The organism is Cupriavidus basilensis, from assembly GCF_008801925.2.
GTDB classification, from domain to species: Bacteria; Pseudomonadota; Gammaproteobacteria; order Burkholderiales; family Burkholderiaceae; genus Cupriavidus; species Cupriavidus basilensis.
Window position 1 is genome coordinate 835,240 of sequence record NZ_CP062803.1, and the last position, 20,492, is coordinate 855,731.

The 20,492-nt window shown below is 66.0% G+C and carries 17 protein-coding genes; 11 read left to right on the forward strand and 6 right to left on the reverse strand.

Annotated features, from left to right (window positions below; genetic code table 11):
• Positions 1-324: 324 nt before the first annotated feature.
• The 4 genes from F7R26_RS03810 to F7R26_RS03825 all read right to left on the reverse strand — a co-directional run bounded on the left by F7R26_RS03810 (position 325) and on the right by F7R26_RS03825 (position 4,029).
• Positions 325-1,827, reverse strand: coding sequence for a tripartite tricarboxylate transporter permease (locus F7R26_RS03810; protein ID WP_150988672.1), 1,503 nt, complete (start codon positions 1,825-1,827; stop codon positions 325-327).
• Positions 1,828-2,210: 383 nt separating this feature from the next.
• Positions 2,211-2,486 carry a pentapeptide MXKDX repeat protein gene (locus F7R26_RS03815; protein WP_150988669.1) on the reverse strand — a complete coding sequence of 92 codons (276 nt, stop codon included), beginning with the start codon at positions 2,484-2,486 and terminating at the stop codon, positions 2,211-2,213.
• Positions 2,487-2,547: 61 nt separating this feature from the next.
• Positions 2,548-3,321: a molybdopterin-dependent oxidoreductase gene (locus F7R26_RS03820; RefSeq protein WP_150988666.1), complete on the reverse strand. Its 774-nt coding sequence runs from the start codon at positions 3,319-3,321 to the stop codon at positions 2,548-2,550.
• Between the two features lie 69 nt (positions 3,322-3,390).
• Positions 3,391-4,029: a cytochrome b/b6 domain-containing protein gene (locus F7R26_RS03825; RefSeq protein WP_150988663.1), complete on the reverse strand. Its 639-nt coding sequence runs from the start codon at positions 4,027-4,029 to the stop codon at positions 3,391-3,393.
• Between the two features lie 393 nt (positions 4,030-4,422).
• Here F7R26_RS03825 and hisN point away from each other — a divergent pair, with 393 nt between their 5' ends.
• From hisN to ppk2, 4 genes are all read left to right on the forward strand, one after another.
• The gene (hisN, locus tag F7R26_RS03830; protein WP_150988660.1) at positions 4,423-5,214 is read left to right on the forward strand and encodes a histidinol-phosphatase; all 792 of its coding nucleotides are present in this window, start codon (positions 4,423-4,425) and stop codon (positions 5,212-5,214) included.
• A gap of 135 nt (positions 5,215-5,349) precedes the next feature.
• Positions 5,350-6,603, forward strand: coding sequence for an Hsp70 family protein (locus tag F7R26_RS03835; protein WP_043344176.1), 1,254 nt, complete (start codon positions 5,350-5,352; stop codon positions 6,601-6,603).
• Between the two features lie 495 nt (positions 6,604-7,098).
• Entirely contained in the window at positions 7,099-8,118 is a 1,020-nt protein-coding gene (locus tag F7R26_RS03840; RefSeq protein ID WP_150988657.1) for a transporter, read from the forward strand.
• Between the two features lie 82 nt (positions 8,119-8,200).
• Entirely contained in the window at positions 8,201-9,118 is a 918-nt protein-coding gene (ppk2, locus tag F7R26_RS03845) for a polyphosphate kinase 2 (RefSeq protein WP_150988654.1), read from the forward strand.
• Between the two features lie 96 nt (positions 9,119-9,214).
• Here the strand turns inward: ppk2 and F7R26_RS03850 are convergent, their stop codons facing one another.
• Complete coding sequence (locus tag F7R26_RS03850; RefSeq protein WP_150988651.1) at positions 9,215-10,099, reverse strand: alpha/beta hydrolase; 885 nt, start codon at positions 10,097-10,099, stop codon at positions 9,215-9,217.
• Positions 10,100-10,332: 233 nt separating this feature from the next.
• On the opposite strand from F7R26_RS03850, the gene F7R26_RS03855 reads away from it, so the two are divergent.
• Positions 10,333-11,982, forward strand: coding sequence for a M30 family zinc metallopeptidase (locus F7R26_RS03855; RefSeq protein ID WP_338404695.1), 1,650 nt, complete (start codon positions 10,333-10,335; stop codon positions 11,980-11,982).
• Between the two features lie 98 nt (positions 11,983-12,080).
• A complete protein-coding gene (locus tag F7R26_RS03860; protein WP_150988648.1) occupies positions 12,081-12,404 on the forward strand; it encodes a hypothetical protein in 324 nt (107 codons plus the stop codon).
• Positions 12,405-12,435: 31 nt separating this feature from the next.
• Here the strand turns inward: F7R26_RS03860 and F7R26_RS03865 are convergent, their stop codons facing one another.
• Complete coding sequence (locus F7R26_RS03865) at positions 12,436-13,533, reverse strand: substrate-binding domain-containing protein (RefSeq protein ID WP_150988645.1); 1,098 nt, start codon at positions 13,531-13,533, stop codon at positions 12,436-12,438.
• A gap of 288 nt (positions 13,534-13,821) precedes the next feature.
• Between F7R26_RS03865 and F7R26_RS03870 the strand changes: the two genes are divergently transcribed.
• From F7R26_RS03870 to F7R26_RS03890, 5 genes are all read left to right on the forward strand, one after another.
• On the forward strand, positions 13,822-14,337 hold the full coding sequence (locus F7R26_RS03870; protein WP_150988642.1) for a formate dehydrogenase subunit gamma: 516 nt from the start codon (positions 13,822-13,824) through the stop codon (positions 14,335-14,337).
• A complete protein-coding gene (locus tag F7R26_RS03875; RefSeq protein WP_150988639.1) occupies positions 14,334-15,887 on the forward strand; it encodes a formate dehydrogenase beta subunit in 1,554 nt (517 codons plus the stop codon). Before F7R26_RS03870 ends, F7R26_RS03875 begins: the two co-directional genes overlap by 4 nt.
• An 88-nt stretch (positions 15,888-15,975) precedes the next feature.
• Positions 15,976-18,831 (forward strand): formate dehydrogenase subunit alpha, encoded by a 2,856-nt coding sequence (gene fdhF, locus F7R26_RS03880; protein ID WP_150988635.1) that lies wholly within the window; start codon positions 15,976-15,978, stop codon positions 18,829-18,831.
• Positions 18,828-19,673 carry a formate dehydrogenase accessory sulfurtransferase FdhD gene (gene fdhD, locus F7R26_RS03885; protein ID WP_150988632.1) on the forward strand — a complete coding sequence of 282 codons (846 nt, stop codon included), beginning with the start codon at positions 18,828-18,830 and terminating at the stop codon, positions 19,671-19,673. The genes fdhF and fdhD overlap by 4 nt, the downstream gene beginning before the upstream one ends.
• The gene (locus F7R26_RS03890) at positions 19,670-19,894 is read left to right on the forward strand and encodes a formate dehydrogenase subunit delta (protein ID WP_150988629.1); all 225 of its coding nucleotides are present in this window, start codon (positions 19,670-19,672) and stop codon (positions 19,892-19,894) included. The genes fdhD and F7R26_RS03890 overlap by 4 nt, the downstream gene beginning before the upstream one ends.
• The last annotated feature ends 598 nt before the right edge of the window (positions 19,895-20,492 follow it).

Sequence of the window (20,492 nt, forward strand, 5' to 3'; positions counted from 1 at the left end):
CCCCCCTATAAAGTACAAAGCCCGTGGCCATGGCGGCACGGGCTTTGTCACGCTATTTCTTGTCGGCGGGCTGCACCGCTTGCGGGTCGAACTGGCCGGGCTGGGAGGTCCTGCGCTTTTCGCCGGGCTGCTGGAAGTGTGTCTTCCAGGGTGTGGTCGGCGCTGTTTGCTGACCAGGCTGCCTGGGACTGTAGTTCATGCGATACCCCCATCGATGTCCGTCCGTGCCGAATCGGCACTCTCCCAGTGTAGGCTTGTGCCGGCCCTTTCCCTAACGCTGTTACCGATGAGGCGCCCCTGCGCGGCGGCGTCGCCATGCCGGCGTCATTCCTCCTGGAATGCTTCCTCGCGCTTGGCCTTGATCGACGGCAGGGCGACGATGCAGACCAGCAGCCCGGCCGCAATCAGCAGGCCAAGCGACAACGGACGGGTCAGGAACACAGTGAACGTCCCCCGCGACAGCAGGAGCGCGCGGCGGAAGTTCTCTTCCATCATCGGACCCAGCACAAAGCCCAGCAGCAGCGGCGCCGGCTCGCACTTGAGCTTGATGAACAGGTAGCCGATCACGCCGAAGCCAGCCGCGGTGAAGACGTCGAAGGTCTGGTTGTTGACCGAGAACACGCCGATGCAGCAGAACACCAGGATGGCCGGGTACAGGTAGCGGTAGGGCACCTGCAGCAGTTTGACCCAGATGCCGATCAGCGGCAGGTTCAGGATGATCAGCATCAGGTTGCCGATCCACATCGAGGCGATCAGGCCCCAGAACAGCGCGGGGTTGCTGGTCATGACCTGCGGGCCCGGCTGGATGTTGTGGATGGTCATCGCGCCCACCATCAGCGCCATCACGGCGTTGGGCGGAATGCCCAGCGTCAGCAGCGGGATGAAGGAGGTCTGTGCCGCGGCGTTGTTGGCCGATTCCGGACCTGCCACGCCTTCGATGGCGCCCTTGCCGAATTCATGCGAGTACTTGGAAGTCTTCTTCTCCAGCGAATAGGCCGCGAAGGAAGCCAGGGCCGCACCGCCGCCGGGCAGGATCCCCAGGATGGAGCCGAGCGCGGTGCCGCGCAGCACCGCTGGTGCCATGCGCTTGAAGTCCGTCTTTGAGGGCCACAGGTTGGTGACGTGATCGGTAAAGGTTTCGCGGTTTTCCTTCTGCTCCAGGTTGGCGATGATCTCGGCAAAGCCGAACATGCCCATGGCCAGTGCGACGAAGTCGACGCCATCGGTCAGCTCCGGCACGTCGAACGAGAAGCGCGCCGCGCCGGAGTTCACGTCGGTGCCGACCAGGCCCAGCAGCAGCCCCAGCACGATCATGGCAACCGCCTTGGGCAGCGAGCCCGAAGCCAGCACCACGGCGCCGATCAGGCCCAGGCACATCAGCGAGAAATACTCGGCGGGCCCAAACTTGAATGCCAGTTCCGATAGCGGCGTAGCAAACGCGGCCAGGATCAGCGTTGCCACGCAGCCAGCGAAGAACGATCCCAGGCCGGCGGTGGCCAGCGCCACGCCCGCTCGTCCCCGCCGTGCCATCTGGTAGCCATCGATGGTGGTCACCACCGACGACGACTCACCCGGCAGGTTAACCAGGATGGCGGTGGTGGAGCCACCGTACTGGGCGCCGTAGTAAATGCCGGCCAGCATGATCAGCGCGGCCACCGGCGGCAGCGTGTAGGTCACCGGCAGCAGCATGGCGATGGTCGCCAGCGGCCCGATGCCGGGCAGCACGCCGATCAGCGTTCCCAGCACGCAGCCGAGAAAACAGTATCCAACATTCTGCAGTGTCAGCGCCGTGGAGAACCCAAGGGCCAGGTGTTCGAATAGTTCCATGAGGCTGTCTCCCTCGCCTGCAGTGAAACCCGGGCCGCGCATCTGCGGCAAGGCAGGCACGGCGGTCCAGGCTACGCGCGGTATCTTTTTTGCGGAATTGCGCGCGAATCGGAGGAAGCTGGCGCGGCGCGAGGCCACGCTGGTTTCCGCCACAGATCGTCATCGACAGCAGGCGCGCGCGCCTAGGCGCACCCCAATGGCTTACCAGGCACAGTAGGCGCGAGTGCTTTCATCCGCCTTTCAGTGACCGCCGCTGCGGGTATGTCCCGATACGCCGGAGTGGCGCTGGCGATACTCGAGCCTGAAAAAGCAACGCCCCGGGCGAAAGCCGGGGCGCTGTCACATGGCCCGCCGCGAACCTGGCAGGCACGCAGGTGCGAGGCTTACTGCTTCATCGTGTCCTTGCCCATGGCGTCCTTACCCATCGAGTCCTTGCTCATGGAGTCTTTGCTCATGCTGTCCTTGCCCATCTTGTCCTTGCTCATCTTGTCGTGGCTCTTGCTCATCTTGTCCTTGCTCATCGAGTCCTTGCTCATGGTGTCCTTGGCCATGCTGCTGTCATTGCCCATGGCATCCTTCTTCATGGTGTCCTGGGCAAAGGCATGACCGGCGAACAGCATCGTGGTCGAGAGCAGGGTGGCTGCGAAAAGTTTGTTCATGAAGTTCTCCTTGGGGTGGTCAGTGTGCAAGCCGGCACCATGCCGGCCAATTTCAAGCGGATCAGGATCCGCCGAACCAGTTGTATCCCTGGTCTTCCCAGTAACCGCCGGGATACGTGTTGGTGACGTACAGCGCCATGATGTGCTTGGGGTTCTTGTAGCCAAGCTTGGTCGGCATGCGCAGTTTCATGGGGAAGCCGTACTTGGGCGGCAGCTTCTCCCCGTCGTAGGTAAAGGTCAGCAGCGTCTGCGGATGCAGCGCGGTAGGCATGTCGATGCTGGTGAAGTAGTCGTCGGCGCAGCGAAAGCCTACGTACTTTGCGCTGGTGTCGGCGCCCACGCGATGCAGGAATTCCGAGAAGGGCGTGCCGCCCCACTTGCCGATGGCGCTCCAGCCTTCCACGCAGATATGGCGCGTGACCTGCGAGGTCTGCGGCAGCGCGTACAACTGCTCGAGCGTCCACGGATCCTTGCGCGCCACCATGCCGCCGACTTCCAGCCGGAAATCGGCACCATCGACCTCGGGCACTTCGTCCTCGCCGTAGAAGGCATTGAACGGGAAGGGCCGCGTGATCATGGACTCCGCGTAGGTGGGCGCGAGCCGCTTGGGGTCGAACAGCCAGCCTTGCACGCGATCGTTGAAGCGCGATACCGCAGTGAGAAAGCGCTCCACCGAGGCGTCGTCGGTGAGGCTGCAACCCGTGAGCATCGTCAGCCCGCCCAGCGTGACGGCGCGCTTGGCGAACAGGCGGCGCGACGGCATATCGAGTTCGCGCACGGCGTCTCGCAGGATCAGGCGCCGGTCAAGCGTGGCGATGGGTTTGGACTTGTTCATGGCGGTTCTCCGCGATGCGGCTCTGTGGATTCAGTTCTGTGGATGCGTTTGCGTGAACACGGCCGGCGATCAGCGGCCGCGCAGCATGATCAGCAGCGTGCGCGGCACCAGCGCCACCATGGCCACATGCACCACGATGAACAGCACGATGGCGCTCATGCACACGAAGTGGACCCAGCGCGCCGCGTCATAGCCGCCCATCAGCTCGCGCAGCAGCGGGAATTGCACCGACTTCCAGATCGCCAGGCCGGACAGCACCGTGACCACGATGACTACCACCACGCCCAGGTACATGGCCTTCTGGGCCGCGTTGTATTCAGCCAGGTCCGGGTGCGCCAGCCGGCCGCGCAGCGCCGCGGCGATATCGCGCAACGCGGCGGGCACCGACAGCGGCAGGAAGCGGCGGCGGAACCGTCCGGTGAGAGCGTTCATCAGCAAGTAAAACAGCCCGTTGGCGACCAGCAGCCACATGGCGGCGAAGTGCCACTGCAGCGCCCCGCCCAGCCATCCGCCGAGCGTGATGCCCTTGGGGAAATGCAGGCCGAACAGCGGCGACGCGTTATAGATGCGCCAGCCGCTCATCACCATGATGATGACGGCGATGGCATTGAGCCAATGGGTGATGCGCACCCATGCCGGCTGGATGGAGGCGGACGTTTGTCCGCGGCGGCCGTGTGCTGGCCGCGATAGCTGGGAGGCTGTATCCACCGTCTTTCTCCAATGTGCCGTGGCGCTCGCAGGTGCGGCTGCTACGGTTTATGTGCCTTTGTCGACGGTGGTGGCACGAACTTACACGCGGGACAGAAATTTTTCTGGCACGCGGGCACGTCGGCAACGGGTATCCCCGGAGTCACTCAACGAGCTCGGCGGAAGAAGGTGCGGACTGTTGGGCGACGCATGGACGGCTACCCGCACTCTTGACATTAGCACTCCGCCCGCGAGACGCCAAAGGCGATCGATGCCCGCCCCCACGGCCCGCTACAATGCTGGCGGGCCGCGCGGCCAGCGCTGTCCCACCGCGCGCGGCCCGGCCTACCCGGAGCCGCATGCCGCCGCCCCGACACCATCCCCGACACCATCCCCGGACCCCAGGATCTCCGCATGCCTTTGACCGCAGAGCAGCTTATCGAATACATGGACTTCGCCGCAGGCCTCGCGCAGGCCGCCGGCAACGCCAGCCTGCCGTACTTCCGCAGCGCCCCGGCGGTAGAGGACAAGGGCGGCCGGCACTTCGACCCGGTCACCGCGGCCGACAAGGCAGCCGAGCGCGCCATGCGCGACCTGATCCTGGCGAAATACCCGGAGCACGGCATCCTGGGCGAAGAAGAAGACCGCGTGGCCGGCACCTCGCCGCTGACCTGGGTGCTCGATCCCATCGACGGCACCCGTGCCTTCATTACCGGGCTGCCGCTCTGGGGCACCCTGATCGCGCTCAATGACGGTCAGCGCCCGGTGATCGGCATCATGGACCAGCCGTTCACGCGCGAGCGGTTCAGCGGCGATGGCAGCCAGGCATGGCTAAACGGTCAGCCCCTGCGTACCCGGCCGTGCGCCGACCTGGCGCAGGCCAAGCTGATGTGCACCACGCCGGAGATGTTCGAGGACGCGGCGCAGTTCGCCGCCTTCCGCCGCGTGGCGGACGCCGCGCGCATGCAGCGCTACGGCGGCGATTGCTACGCCTACTGCATGGTCGCGGCAGGGCATGTGGATGCCGTGGTCGAGGCCGGCCTGAAGGCCTACGACGTGCAGGCGCTGATTCCCATCGTGCAAGGCGCCGGCGGCGTCATGACCAGTTGGACCGGCGGGGATGCGCAACAGGGCGGCACCGTGGTGGCCTGCGGCGACCCGCGGCTGCACCAGCAGATACTCGCGCTGCTGAATGCGCCTGCTTGAGCACTCCTGTCGCCCGTGGGCGCCGGCCGGGCTTGCTATCATGCTGGCCGCAACGTCCGGCGCGGAAAAAAGACGGCCCCGCCAGCACGGTCATCCGGCCCGGACTTAACCATGCAGTAGGAAAGAACCAGAAACATGATGTCAAACGCTTGCGGCCTAGATTTCGGCACGTCCAATTCCACGGTGGGCTGGTGCCGGCCGGGACAACCCACGCTGTTGCCGCTGGAAGATGGCAAGCTCACGCTGCCCTCCGTGATCTTTTTCCATTCCGAGGATCCGCTAGTCAGCTACGGCCGCGCCGCGCTTGGCGATTACCTGGCGGGCTATGAAGGCCGGCTGATGCGCTCGCTCAAGAGCCTGCTCGGCACCTCGATGATGGAGGACAGCACCGAGGTCATGGGGCAGGCCATGCCGTTTCGCAAGCTGCTCTCGCACTTCATCGGCGAGCTCAAGCAGCGCGCCGAGACCTCGGCCGGCGCCAGTTTCGACAAGGTCGTGCTGGGCCGCCCGGTGTTCTTCATCGACGAAGATCCCAAGGCCGACCAGCTCGCCGAGCAGACGCTGCGCGAGATCGCGGCGGATGCCGGCTTCAAGGACATCGAGTTCCAGTACGAGCCAATCGCCGCGGCCTTCGACTATGAAGCCACGATCGCGCGCGAGGAACTGGTGCTGGTGGCCGACATCGGCGGCGGCACTTCCGACTTCTCGCTGGTGCGCCTGTCACCCGAGCGGGCCGGCAAGGTCGACCGGCGTGGCGACATCCTGGCCAACGGCGGCGTGCACATCGGCGGCACGGACTTCGACAAGAGCTTGAGCCTGGCGAGCGTGATGCCGTTCCTGGGCCTGGGCAGCGAGCTGCGCAACGGCAAGGCGATGCCTTCGGGCCAGTATTTCGACCTGGCGAGCTGGCACACCATCAACCTGGTCTACACCCGCAAGGCGTGGTCGCACGTGATGGACAACTATCGCGATGCGGCCGACAAGGTCAAGCTGGACCGCCTGATCAGCCTGATCAAGCAGCGCGCCGGTCACTGGCTCGCGATCCAGGTGGAAGCCGCCAAGATCGCCTTGTCGGGCGAGCCGCAGACGCAGCTCGACCTGGGGCGCATCGCCCCGGGCGAGACCATGGCGATCAGCCGCGCTGACTTTGACCAGTCCATTGCGAAGCTGGTTGGCAAGACCGAGGTGACGGTGCAGGCGTTGTTGCGCGATGCGGGCGTACAGGCGGATGCGATCGACACCGTATTGTTTACCGGCGGATCCAGCAGCGTGCCTTTGTTGCGTGAGCGGCTGTCCGAGCTGATCCCCGGTGCGCAGCGGATCGAGGGCGATCTGTTTGGCGGCATTGGTTCCGGGCTGGCGCTGGATGCCCGGCGCAAGTTCGGGTGAGGGGATTGGGTGGGGTAGGTTGACTGCAACTGCAACTGCAACTGCAACTGCAACTGCAACTGCAACTGCTTAACGTCAAGGGCAACTGCAGTTTCACCACCCCTGCGGGGCGGCGACCTACTTTCTTGTCTCGCCAAGAAAGTAGGCAAAGAAGGCGACCCGGATGCGGCGAAAGACTCCTCGTCGCCAGACCAAAAGAGCGGCCGGGACCCAAACTCACATCGCCTTAAGGCGATGCTCAGACATGGGTCCCTCGTTTCCGCTCTTTTGGCCTGACGACGAGGCGCCGCATAACGGGAGATTCAAACCTCCACGGCTACACGGAATATCGTTTTCTGCTCTCTCTGGTTCGCTCCCCCCACGCAATGGGAGGGGCCGGACGGGCGCTGGCAAGAGCAAGATGCCCTAGACCGCCGCTTCTGGCCGGGTGCCGTCCGTCATCCCCGCATGCTAATGTCCCATCTTCGCGAATTCGCGTTTTCGAAGAGGCACCACATGCATGCGGGTATCGTCGAAGCCAGCTACGGCTCCGATCCGGTTGGCCTGGTCAGCGGCTTTCGCTTCCTGCCCGGCGAGCCGGGCCAGCCCATCGATTCCGCCGGGGCGGCCGCGTGGCTCGGGCAGCCCCCGCCGGGCGACGAGTTTCTTTGGCTGCACTTCAATCTGTCGCATAGCGCGTGCGAGCGCTGGCTCAAGGGCCAGCTCGACCTGCCCGAGGCATTCTTCGAGGCGCTGCGAGAGGGCTCGCGCTCCACACGCATCGAGCGCCTGGACACGGCGCTGCTTGCGGTGGTCAACGACGTGATCTACAACTTTGGCGTGGCCACCACCGATATCTCCACGCTATGGGCCTGTGCCGACCGCCGCATCCTGGTGACAGCGCGCATGAAGCCGTTGCGCTCGGTCGACCAGCTGCGCGCCTCGGTGCGCCAGGGCGAGTTGTTCCACACGCCGCTGGCGCTGCTGGTGCATTTGCTGCGCGACCAGGCCGATGTCCTGGTGCGCATCGTGCGCGAAACCAGCGTGACCGTGGACCAGGTCGAGGACCGCCTGCTCTCGCATCGTTTGCATGGCAACCGCGCGGAGCTTGGCTCCATGCGCCGCGGCCTGGTGCGCTTGCAGCGGCTGCTCGCGCCCGAGCCTGGCGCGCTGTTCCGCCTGCTCAACCGGCCGCCAGCCTGGCTGCAGGACCAGGACATCCAGGATCTGCGCTCCTCCACCGAAGAGTTCTCCCTGGTGCTGAGCGACCTGGCCGCGCTGGTCGAGCGCATCAAGCTGCTGCAGGAAGAGATCGCGGCCAAGCTCAACGAGCAGACCAACCGCACGCTGTTCACGCTGACGCTGGTCACCGTGCTGGCGTTGCCGATCAATATTGTCGCCGGCTTCTTCGGCATGAACGTGGGCGGGATTCCGCTGGCGGACCATCCGCATGGTTTCTGGGTGCTGGTGGTGCTGGTGGCCAGCTTCACCGTGCTGGCCGGGCGCTGGGCCTTCCGCAAGCAGGGCAGTTACTGAGCACGCGGGTAAAGAGTCACGGGCCCGTCACATCTCCCGGTTAGCCTGCCAGTCACGACGTTGTTGCGAACAGGAGTTAGCGATGAGACCAGACGAGAATGAGCTGATTCGGCGCATCCACCGCGAGGTGGCCGATCACTATGACGAAGAACTCGAACTGGAGCTGGAAGACCACCATGTCGATACGCTGTTCGGCGAAGCCGGCGGCGGCCTGGACGACGACGAGCGGGCTGCGCGGCGGCTTTACTTCCGCGAGCTGTTCCGGCTGCAGGGCGAACTGGTCAAGCTGCAAAGCTGGGTGGTGGAGACCGGCCACAAGGTCGTGATCCTGTTTGAAGGGCGCGACGCGGCCGGCAAAGGCGGCGTGATCAAGCGCATCACCCAGCGGCTCAATCCGCGCGTGGCCCGGGTGGCGGCGCTGCCGGCGCCCAACGACCGCGAACGCACCCAGTGGTATTTCCAGCGCTATGTCTCGCACCTGCCCGCGGCGGGCGAGATCGTGCTGTTCGACCGCAGCTGGTACAACCGCGCTGGCGTGGAGCACGTGATGGGCTTTTGCACCGACGACCAGTACGAAGAGTTTTTCCGCTCGGTGCCGGAGTTCGAACGCATGCTGGTGCGCTCCGGCATCCAGGTGATCAAGTACTGGTTCTCGATCTCGGACGAAGAGCAGCATCTGCGCTTCCTCTCCCGCATCCACGATCCGCTCAAGCAGTGGAAGCTCAGCCCGATGGATCTCGAATCCCGCCGGCGCTGGGAGGATTACACCCGCGCCAAGGAAATCATGCTGGAGCGCACGCATATCGACGAGGCGCCGTGGTGGGTGGTGCAGGCGGTCGACAAGAAAAAGGCGCGCCTCAATTGCATCCATCACCTGCTGCAGCAGATGCCTTATGAAGAGCGCGTGCAGCCGCCCGTGGTGCTGCCGCAGCGCGAGCGGCATGACGACTACTCGCGCCAGCCGGTGCCGGACAACATGATCGTGCCGGAAGTCTACTGAGCCTTCTTTTTCGCGCGCCGGCAGCCCATGCCGTAGCCGGCGGCGCTGTCGAGCCGGCTGATATTGAGGCAGGCAGACTTCGCGCTCATGGCGTACTCATGGCGTACTCACGCAACCGGCGCGCTGCAGGATGAAGCCGGCCACGTCGTCGCGCACGGGTGCCAGCCAATGCAGCGGGTCGGCGAACACGCCAATCAGCAACGTGTGGGAGAGCCGCGCATAACTGCGGAACCGCACGGGTACGCCGCGCTGTTCCAGCCGCGCTGCCATTTGCGCGGAGTTGCGCAGCGGGTCGATCAGGCGGTCGCCGTCGTCCACGCCGATGAAGGCTGCGGGTGAGCGTGCATCGGCGTAGTCGATGGGCTGGGAGCCAGGCGGGTAGTCAGGGTGATGGAACACCGGCTGCGCCTGGCGGTTCTCGATCGGCAGGAAATCGTAGGCCCCTGCCAGCCCGATCCAGCCACGCAGCAGGGCGGGGCTCATGTCGAAGCGGCCGAGCCAGCGCGCATCGAGCGCGAGCATGGCGGCGTTGTAGCCACCCGCGCTGTGTCCCATCAGGAACAGCCGTTGCGGGTCGCCGCCGTAGCTGGCGATCTCGCGGCGCGTCCACGCGACCGCGCGCGCGTTGTCCACCAGGAAATCCGGATAGCTGACTTCGGGATAGAGGCGATAGTCCGGGATCACGGTCAGGATGCCGTGCGCGGCCAGCGCTGCCGCGACGAAGGCGTAGTCGGCCTTTTCCCCGCTGTTCCAGGTGCCCCCATAGAAGAACACCACGACCGGCGCCTGGCCCGGGCACACCGGCTGGCGCGGCGCGTAGATGTCGAGCCTGGCGCGTTCGCCGTCGCCGTAAGGCACGTTGGCGCTCAGGGCATAGGCTTTGCTTTGGGTTAGACCATTGAGCACGTCCGCCGTGGAGCAGGCGCCAAGGCCGACCAGCGGCAGTGCCAGCAGGAGCGGAAGAAAGCGCGGTCTGGGCATCGGCAAGGCTTCCTCTTCGGTGGTTTCTTCAAGCGCTGCCAGCCATTCTTGCATAGTCCCCGTGCGCAGTGCGGCATGGCCTGCCCGCCGGGGCTGGTACGGACGCACAGAAAGTTTCCCCCTCGTTAAAGCTCCTGTCCCGGATGCCGTTATTTCTTTGGCTTAGGCCTCGTGCGCCCAGGCCGGCATCCACAGAACAAGAATCGGAGCTTTAGTACATGAGGGGTCCTCTCTTGCGCCAACGCGCAGGCCTGCTCGCTGCCCTGCTGGCCGCGATGTCGGTCGCCGCCTGCGGTGGCGGCGGCGGCGATGCGCCGGCTGCGGCAACCGCGAGTCCTTCCGTGCCGGTCGCCAGCGCCCCCGTGCCGCCCACGCTGGCGCCGGCCTGCGGCGGCTGCAGTGCCGTGGATGCCAACGATTACTCGGGTTCCGGCGTCGGCGTCTGGTCCGCCTCCAACACCACCGGTGCGCCAGCCGATGTGCCCGTTGCCATCGGCGGCGTGAACGGCAAGGCCGTGACGCTGCTGTACACCAACGGCGCCACGGCACAGGCCATGCCGGCCGGCCTGTCGCTGTCGGTGATCCAATCCGTGCTGGGCAACCTCTCGATTCAGTCGGTCTCCACGGGGCAGGACGAACAAACGCTGCGCGACATTGGCGAGTTCAACCGCGCCGGCTGGGCGGCAATGGCCGGCGGCAAGCAGGTGGCCAGCCTTTCCGAAATCGCACCGCCACCGCCGCTCGCCTCCGTGGTCAACGATACCAAGAGCTGGTATCACACCGACGGCACGCGCCGCGCGGCCACGCTGGTCAAGCAAGTCAGCACGGCAGACGCCACCACCGTCAACATCTGGGTGGAGAGCACCGAGTCGGCGCCCGGCAAGGTCACCGGCACCCTCGTCGACACGCTGGCTGCCGCCTTCGCCGGCGGCGGCGGCATCTACGACATGCTGACCTCGGTCGGCGGCCCGCTATGGGGTGCGCACAGCTACAGCAACCTGATCGCCGGCAGCGGCCAGCCGGTGGATATCGTCGTGCTCAACTTCGACAACAACAACACGCCATTCGGCACCGTGGGCTATTTCTGGGGCCTGCACAACCTGAAGGCCACCTCGGATCCGCGCAGCAACGAGTCGCTGTCGCTCTATCTCGATTCCGAGACCTTGTACCTGGGCGGCGCCGCAGGCCTGAAGTCGATGAAGATGACGATGGCGCACGAGGGGATGCATATGCAGAACTTCTATCGCCGCGGTGTCAAGGCCGGCCAGCAGTACGCATTCGACAGCTGGCTGGAAGAGATGTCCGCGATGATGATGGAGGACTTCGCCAGCCAGACCATCGACCCCACCTACAACGCGATCCGCGACGTGCGTTTCCGGGACTACGTGAGCTACGGCAACGGCAACTTCAACTGCAATATGCTGAATTTCACGGGTTTCGGCGCCACCTGCGAGAGCTATTCGGTGTCGGGCAGCTTCGGCGGCTTCCTGGACCGGCAACTCGGCCTGGCCTTCTACAAGGACTTGCTGGGCCGGACTTCCAGCGCGGACTCCAAGACCGTGCTCGACCAGGCCATCCAGGCCGCGCGCCCGGACTCCGGCTTCAGCCAGGAACTGTTGCGCTGGAGCGTCACCAGCAATTCGCTGATGCCAGCCGCCACGTCGCCGGCGCGCTACGGCTACCCAGCCCGTGTCGATGGCGGCTTTACGCTCCCGCTGATCGATCCGGACCTGTTCCGCGCCTCGCGCAAGCTGCCGGTGGCCGTGCCCGCCACGCTGCAGCCGTACGGTAGTTTCCCGGTGGTTCGCAGCAATGTGGGCGCGACGTTCAGCGAGACCGTGCGCGTGCCTGCCGGCACTACGCTATCCGTCGTGGTGTACTGACTGTACTGAACGCGCTAAGCGCAGGCTCGCCGGAGCTTGCGCCGGCGGCTCCCGGGCGGCGATGTCCGCCGCCCGGACTTGTCAATCCAACTAATCTCATGCGCCGAATCCTGCCCCTGATTGCCGCCCTGTCCGTCGTGCTGGCCGCGTGTGTGCACGCGGTGCCGGCCGGGCGGTCCATCGCCTTGACGGGCACGGTGATGGTCAAGGGCAGCGCCCTGTTCCAGCAGCCGGTGCTGGTCACCGCCGATGGCGAGGCATGGGTGCTGGAGAAATTCCCTGTCGGCGAGGCCGAGGCGTTGCGTGGGCAGAAGGTGGGCGTGAGCGGCACCGTGCTGCGCGCAAACCAGCCCGGCACGTGGGCGCCGGCCATCCGCGTCGAGCGGATCGAGGCCGTGCCGGACGGCGCGCCCGCGCGCTAGATCCGGCTGGTTCCAGCTGGCTCCAGCCTGGTCAGTCGCTCGGGCCCGCGCGGTCGGGGAACGCCTCTTCCAGCGTCAATACCGTGCCGGTCAGGCTGCCGTCATAGCCGGGCAGGGCATCCACCACCTGCCGGAAACCGGCGCTCCTGAGTGCCGCCACGGCGCCGGACAGTGCCGGGCTTTGCAGGCGCTCCCGCTCGATCACAAAGAAGTACCGTTCCTTGAGCACCGGCACGAAATCCAGCCCGAAGCGGCGCGCCGCCGTCTCCACGCCGAATCCCGCATCCGCCATGCCGCTGCCGATATAGGCGGCCACCGCGGCATGGGTGAACTCGCCATTGCTGTAACCCTCGATGCGCCCGCTGTCGATGCCGCGCGCCTTGAGCATCAGGTCCAGCAGCAGCCGCGTGCCGGAACCGGTCTGGCGGTTGACGAAGCGCACGTCGGCGCGGCAGAGATCTTGCAGCGTGGTGACCTGCTTCGGGTTGCCGGGGCGCACGAAGATGCCTTGCGAGCGCACCGCGAGCTGGATCAGGCAATGGGTCTCGGGGCGAATCCATGTGGCAAAGCTCGCCAGCATGTCCCGCTCGAATTCGCCGATCGGCACATGGAAGCCGGCAATATCGCAGGCGCCTTGCGCAAGCGCTGCAACCGCCTCAAGACTGCCGCAGTATTTCAGGTCGTGGCGCACCTGGTGCGCATCCAGGAAATCATGCAGCGCCGCCACCGCGAAGCCATGGCTGGCGTGCAGGCGCAGCGTGGGGCCGGGTTGGTCCACCAGCTTCTTCAGTTCGATCTCCAGTTCCGAGGCCAGGCTCTCCAGCGTGGGAGACAGCCGCGCGGCAATGCGCTTGCTGGCCCACACCAGTTGCTGCGCCAGCGGCGACAGCGCGCTGCCGCGCCCGCGCGTCTTGGCGATCAGCGCGCCGCCGAACAGGGTTTGCGCGTCGCGCAGGATGCCCCAGGCGTAGCGGTAGGACAGGCCGGTCGCCTGCGCCGACTGGCTGATGCTGCCGGTGCTTTCGATATGCCCGAGCAAGGTGACCAGGCGGGACACGTCAAGCGGGGCGCTGGCGGCGTCGCTATCGTCGCGGATTTGGAGGTGGGGCAGGATCGAGATGCGAATCATATGAGAAAAATAGCATATTGCTCGAACGTGGCCAACTGCCTATAGTCCGCTCGAAGAGGCATAGCACCCGATAAAAGCCCGCTTAAGCAGCCAGGCCAGATGGGGAATGCCCGTTCAAAGCCCCTCAATATATGAAAAAAATAGCATATAACGCGGTCGCCGCAACGCGGTGTGCCGTGCCCCGCAGCCAATCCTGGCAAGACGCGCAAGCCAATGCGCCACACCGTCTGCCGCTGGCGCCGCGCTTGAGCGCTTGCGCCGGCCCGAGCTGCGCCACCAGGAGACTCGATGTCTGATTCCGCTGCCAAGCCAGCCGCCGGCGCCGTGCGCGACCCGGTTGCCCGCATCGTGGCCGCGCGCCGCGACATGCCGGGCGCCTTGCTGCCCATCCTCCACGAGATCCAGGACACGCTAGGCTACGTGCCTGCCGGCGCCTTGCCCGAGATTGCCCGCGCGCTCAACCTGTCGCGCGCCGAGGTCCATGGCGTGGTCACCTTCTATCACCACTTTCGCGACAGCAAGCCGGGCCGGCACGTGGTCCAGGTCTGCCGCGCGGAAGCGTGCCAGTCGGTTGGCAGCGAGGCCCTTGCCGCGCACGCCGAGCGCGCACTGGGCTGCGGATTCCATGAAACCACCGCCGATGGCGGGTTCACGCTGGAGCCGGTGTATTGCCTCGGCCAGTGCGCCTGTGGCCCGGCCGTGATGATCGACGGGGAGCTGGCTGGCCGCGTCACGCCGCAGCGCTTCGATGCGCTGATCAAAGCCTGCGCGGACGTGGCGGTGGACCAGGAGGTGCAAGCATGAGCATCACCGTTTTTGTACCCCGCGATTCCAGCGCGCTGGCCGTGGGCGCCGATGCGGTGGCTCGCGCCATCACGCGTGAGGCCGCGGCGCGTGGCGCCAGCATCGAACTGGTGCGCAACGGCTCGCGCGGCATGTTCTGGCTGGAGCCGCTGGTTGAAGTGCAGACCCCCGCCGGACGCGTGGCCTACGGGCCGGTTACCCCCGAAGATGTCGCCGCGCTGTTCGATGCCGACTTCCTGGCCGGTGGCGCGCATGCGCTGGCGCTGGGGCTCACCGAGGAAATCCCGTTCCTCAAGGGGCAGGAGCGCTTGACCTTTGCCCGCATGGGCATCACCGATCCGCTCTCGCTCGCTGACTACATCGCACACGATGGCTATGCCGGCCTGACCCGCGCGCTGGCGCTGGACGGCGCGCAGATCGTGCAGGAGGTGACCGATTCCGGCCTGCGCGGACGCGGGGGCGCGGCGTTTCCCACGGGCATCAAGTGGCAGACGGTGCGCAACGCGCAGTCGCCCATCAAGTACGTGGTCTGCAATGCCGATGAAGGCGACTCCGGCACCTTCTCAGACCGCATGGTGATGGAAGGCGACCCGTTCATGCTGATCGAAGGCATGACCATCGCCGGCCTCGCCGTCGGCGCGGAGCATGGCTACATCTACGTGCGCTCGGAATACCCGCACGCCATCGCGGTGCTGGAATCCGCCATCGGCATCGCGCAGGCGGCCGGCTGGCTGGGCGACGATATCCGCGGCAGCGGCCGGCGCTTCCGGCTCGAAGTGCGCAAGGGCGCCGGTGCCTATGTCTGCGGCGAGGAAACCGCGCTGCTGGAAAGCCTGGAGGGCAAGCGCGGCGTGGTGCGCGCCAAGCCGCCGCTGCCGGCCATCGAAGGGCTGTTCGGCAAGCCCACCATCATCAACAACGTGATCTCGCTGGCCACCGTGCCGGTGATCCTCGCGCGCGGCGCACAGTTCTATCGCGACTTTGGCATGGGCCGCTCGCGCGGCACGCTGCCGTTCCAGATCGCCGGCAATGTGCGCCAGGGTGGGCTGGTGGAGAAAGCCTTCGGCGTGACCCTGCGCGAACTGCTTGAGGGCTACGGCCAGGGCACGCGCAGCGCGCGGCCCATCCGCGCGGTGCAGGTGGGCGGCCCGCTGGGCGCGTACCTGCCGGTGTCGCGGCTGGATACGCCGATGGACTACGAAGCCTTCGCCGCGTTCGGCGCGGTGCTGGGGCATGGCGGCATCGTGGTGTTCGACGACACCGTCGACATGGCCAGGCAAGCCCGCTACGCGATGGAGTTCTGCGCCATCGAATCCTGCGGCAAGTGCACGCCGTGCCGGATCGGCTCCACGCGCGGCGTCGAGGTGATTGACAAGATCATCGCGGGCGACCAGCCGGTGAAGCACGTCAAGCTGGTGCGCGACCTGTGCGACACCATGCTGGGCGGATCACTGTGCGCCATGGGCGGCATGACGCCGTACCCGGTGCTGTCGGCGCTTGACGCATTCCCGGAAGACTTCGGCGTGGCAGTGCCAGCCAAAGCGGCCTGAGCGTAGCACCGCAGCCTATCGAACCGGCGCTGCCACTGCGCCACCCTGAATCACCAGTATGCGGCCCAGGCCGCAGCGGGAGCCCGCCTTGAACACACGCAACGAAATCGACTTTGGCACGCCGGCCAGCGATTCACAACAACAGGTCACCCTTGAGATCGACGGCGTCGACGTGACCGTGCCCGCCGGCACCTCGCTGATGCGCGCCGCCGTGCAAGCCGGCGTGAACGTGCCCAAGCTGTGCGCCACCGATAGCCTCAAGTCCTTCGGCTCCTGCCGCCTGTGCCTGGTCGAGATCGAAGGCCGGCGGGGCTTCCCCGCCTCGTGCACCACGCCGGCCGAAGCCGGCATGAAGGTGAAGACGCAAACCGACAAGCTGGCCGACCTGCGCCGCGGCGTGATGGAGCTGTATATCTCCGACCACCCGCTGGACTGCCTGACCTGCCCCACCAACGGCAACTGCGAGTTGCAGGATATGGCCGGCGTGGTCGGCCTGCGCGAAGTGCGCTACGGCTACGACGGCGCCAACCACCGTGCAGAGGCCAAGGACGAATCCAATCCGTATTTCACCTACGATCCCTCCAAGTGCATCGTGTGCAATCGCTGCGTGCGCGCCTGCGAGGAAACCCAGGGCACCTTCGCGCTCACCATCAGCGGCCGCGGTTTTGACTCGCGCGTGACGGCGGGGCAGGGCGACAGCTTCATGGATTCCGACTGCGTGTCGTGCGGCGCCTGCGTGCAGGCATGCCCCACCGCCACGCTGGCCGAGACCTCCATCATCCGCATGGGGCAGCCGGAGCACAGCAAGGTCACCACTTGCGCTTACTGTGGCGTGGGCTGTGCCTTCAAGGCGGAGATGAAGGGCAATGAAGTGGTGCGCATGGTGCCGTACAAGAACGGCCAGGCCAACGAGGGGCACTCGTGCGTGAAGGGCCGCTTCGCCTTTGGCTATGCGACCCACAAGGACCGCATCCTGAACCCGATGATCCGCGCCAGGATCACCGATCCGTGGCGCGAAGTGTCGTGGGAAGAAGCGATCAGCCACGCGGCCTCCGAATTCAAGCGCATCCAGGCCAAGCATGGCCGCGACGCCATCGGCGGCATCGTGTCCTCGCGCTGTACCAACGAGGAAGGCTACCTGGTGCAGAAGCTGGTGCGCGCCGCTTTCGGCAACAACAACGTCGATACCTGCGCGCGGGTTTGCCACTCGCCCACCGGCTACGGCCTCAAGCAGACGCTGGGCGAATCCGCCGGCACGCAGACCTTCCGCTCGGTGGAGAAGGCGGACGTCATCATGGTGATGGGCGCCAACCCGACCGACGGCCACCCTGTGTTTGCCTCGCGCATGAAAAAGCGCCTGCGCGCCGGCGCCAAGCTGATCGTGATCGATCCGCGCCGCATCGACCTGGTCGATTCGCCGCACGTGCGCGCCGACTTCCACCTGCAATTGCGTCCCGGCACCAATGTGGCGGTGGTGACGTCGATGGCCCACGTGATCGTCGGCGAAGGCCTGATGGCCGAATCGTTTATCGCCGAGCGTTGCGAGGACCGCGCGTTCCAGCAATGGCGCGACTTCGTCATGCTGCCGGAGAACTCGCCGGAAGCCATGGCCGAGATCACCGGCATTCCCGCCGGGCAACTGCGCGACGCGGCACGCCTGTACGCCACCGGTGGCAATGCCGCGATCTATTACGGCCTGGGCGTGACCGAACATGCGCAGGGCTCGACCACCGTGATGGGCATCGCCAACCTCGCCATGTGCACGGGCAATATCGGCCGCGAAGGCGTGGGCGTGAACCCGCTGCGCGGACAGAACAACGTGCAGGGCTCGTGCGACATCGGCTCGTTCCCGCATGAACTGCCGGGCTACCGCCATGTGTCGGATTCCACCACGCGCGAGCTGTTCGAATCCGCATGGAATGTAGAGATCTGCCCGGAGCCGGGCCTGCGCATTCCGAATATGTTCGAGGCCGCCCTGTCCGGGAGCTTCATGGGCCTGTACTGCCAGGGCGAAGACATCGTGCAGTCCGACCCGAACACGCAGCACGTGGCAGCCGCGCTGTCGGCCATGGAATGCATCGTGGTGCAGGACATCTTCCTCAACGAGACCGCCAAGTACGCGCACGTATTCCTGCCGGGCTCGTCCTTCCTGGAGAAGGACGGCACCTTCACCAACGCCGAGCGCCGTATCTCGCGCGTGCGCAAAGTGATGCCGCCCAAGGCGCGCTATGCCGACTGGGAAGCCACCGTGCTGCTGTCCAATGCGCTGGGCTATCCGATGGACTACAAGCATCCTTCCGAGATCATGGACGAGATCGCGCGGCTCACGCCCACCTTCAGCGGCGTCAGCTACCAGCGCCTGGAAGAACTCGGCAGCATCCAGTGGCCGTGCAACGACGCCGCGCCCGAGGGCACGCCGACCATGCACATCGACGCATTCGTGCGTGGCAAGGGCAAGTTCATCATCACCCGCTACGTGCCCACCAACGAGCGCGTGAACCGCAAGTTCCCGCTGATCCTCACCACGGGCCGCATCCTGTCGCAGTACAACGTCGGCGCGCAGACACGCCGCACCGAGAACGTGATGTGGCATGACGAGGATCGCCTGGAGATCCATCCGCACGACGCCGAGGAACGCGGCATCAAGGACGGCGACTGGGTCGGCGTGCAAAGCCGTGCGGGCGAAACGGTGCTGCGCGCCATCGTCAGCGAGCGCATGCAGCCGGGCGTGGTCTACACCACCTTCCACTTCCCCGAGTCTGGCGCCAATGTGATCACCACCGACAACTCGGACTGGGCTACCAACTGCCCCGAGTACAAGGTCACCGCGGTGCAGGTCATGCCGGTAGCGCAGCCGTCCGAATGGCAACGCCAGTACCGCGATTTCCACGATCAGCAGATGCAGCTGCTGCAGGCGGCCAGCGCCGAGGCAGGGCCGGCATGACACTGTGCGAACCCGCCATGGCCGACGCCGAACCGGCCACCCACAGCACCTTCGCGGTCAGGCGCAGCCACCTGGGCGAGCTGGCGCTGGAGGACGACGAGATTGCCGAGGAAGTGCCGGTTGCGCTCGAGTACAACGGCATCTCGCATGCGGTCATGCTGGCCTCGCCGGCCGATCTCGAAGACTTCGCGCTGGGCTTCAGCCTGAGCGAAGGGCTGGTGGCCAGCCCGCGCGATGTTTATGAGATAGAGACCGAGGTCCGCCCCGAGGGTATCGCGGTACGGTTGCGCATCGCGGCGCAAGCCTTCGCCGCGCTCAAGGATCGCCGCCGCGCCATGGCGGGCCGAACCGGCTGCGGCCTGTGCGGCACCGAATCGCTGCAGCAAGTCATGCGCGCCCCGGCACCCGTGCGCAGCGGTGCCAGCTTCAGCGACGAGGCGATGTACGCCGCATTCGCGCAGTTGCAGACCCGCCAGGAACTGCTGCGCCACACCGGCGCCACACATGCCGCCGCGTGGCTGCGCGCCGACGGCCAGGTCGCGCTGGTCCGCGAAGACGTGGGCCGCCACAACGCACTCGACAAACTGATCGGCGCGCTGGCACGCACCGGCGAGGACCGCTCGCGCGGCGCCGTGCTGGTGACCAGCCGCGCCAGCTACGAAATGGTGCTGAAGACCGCCAGCGCCGGCGTCGGCCTGCTGGCAGCCGTATCCGGCCCGACCGCGCTCGCGGTACGCCTGGCGACCGATGCCGGCGTCACGCTGGCCGGCTTTGTACGCGCCGGCCGGCACGTGGTCTACTCCCACCCCCAACGTTTGCACAGCAGGACGGAACAAGCATGAACTCCGACAACCTCGTCAAGATGGCGAACCAGATCGGCACCTTCTTCGAAGCCATGCCGGACCGCGAAGAAGCGGTGGCGGATATCGCCAGCCATATCAAGCGCTTCTGGGAGCCGCGTATGCGGCGTGCTTTGCTGGCGCGGCTGGATGGGAGTGAAGATGCTGGGCTGGATGAGATTGTGTTGTTGGCGGTGACTAGGTATCGGGGGGTGTTGGAGTGATGGGGTTGGTCGCTGTTTCGTTTAGCGGCGATGGCAGCTTGCACCCAACAGCCATACGACATCGCTCTGCTGGGGTTGGTCGCTGTTTATTTCGTCGGTGTTGGTTTTTGGACCCAACAGCCATACGACATCCCCCTGCGGGGGCTGCCGGTCACTCTTCTTTGCGTCGGCAAAGAAGACTAACGAGAAGAAAGCCGACCCTGCCGGGAGCAGAGCAATAAGGCTCGCGAATATCGGTGGTTTCGTCGTATGGCCCGGAGTGCCGGCGGGCTTCTGCCGGTACCGGCTTGACCGGCCACGAACCTGCCAGCTTCCGGGATGCGTGGTGCGGCCCCCGGTAGCAGACATCACTTGCTTCAAGCCGTCTGTCGCTCGCGGCGTGGCCGGCCACGAAGTTGCAAGCGCACCGGTTCCGTCGTGGGCGCAGTGGCACCGCCTTGATTAGCCCAAGGCCTTGACCACCGCGCCCGCCCCACCACGAAACCATTGGCAGGCGATGTGTCGTGATGGCGCGCACCGGTAACGGCAGATGCCCGAACGCGCACCGAGCAAAGCGATCAGGGGCACCACCACGTGACCATTGGGTCATGCCGTAGAG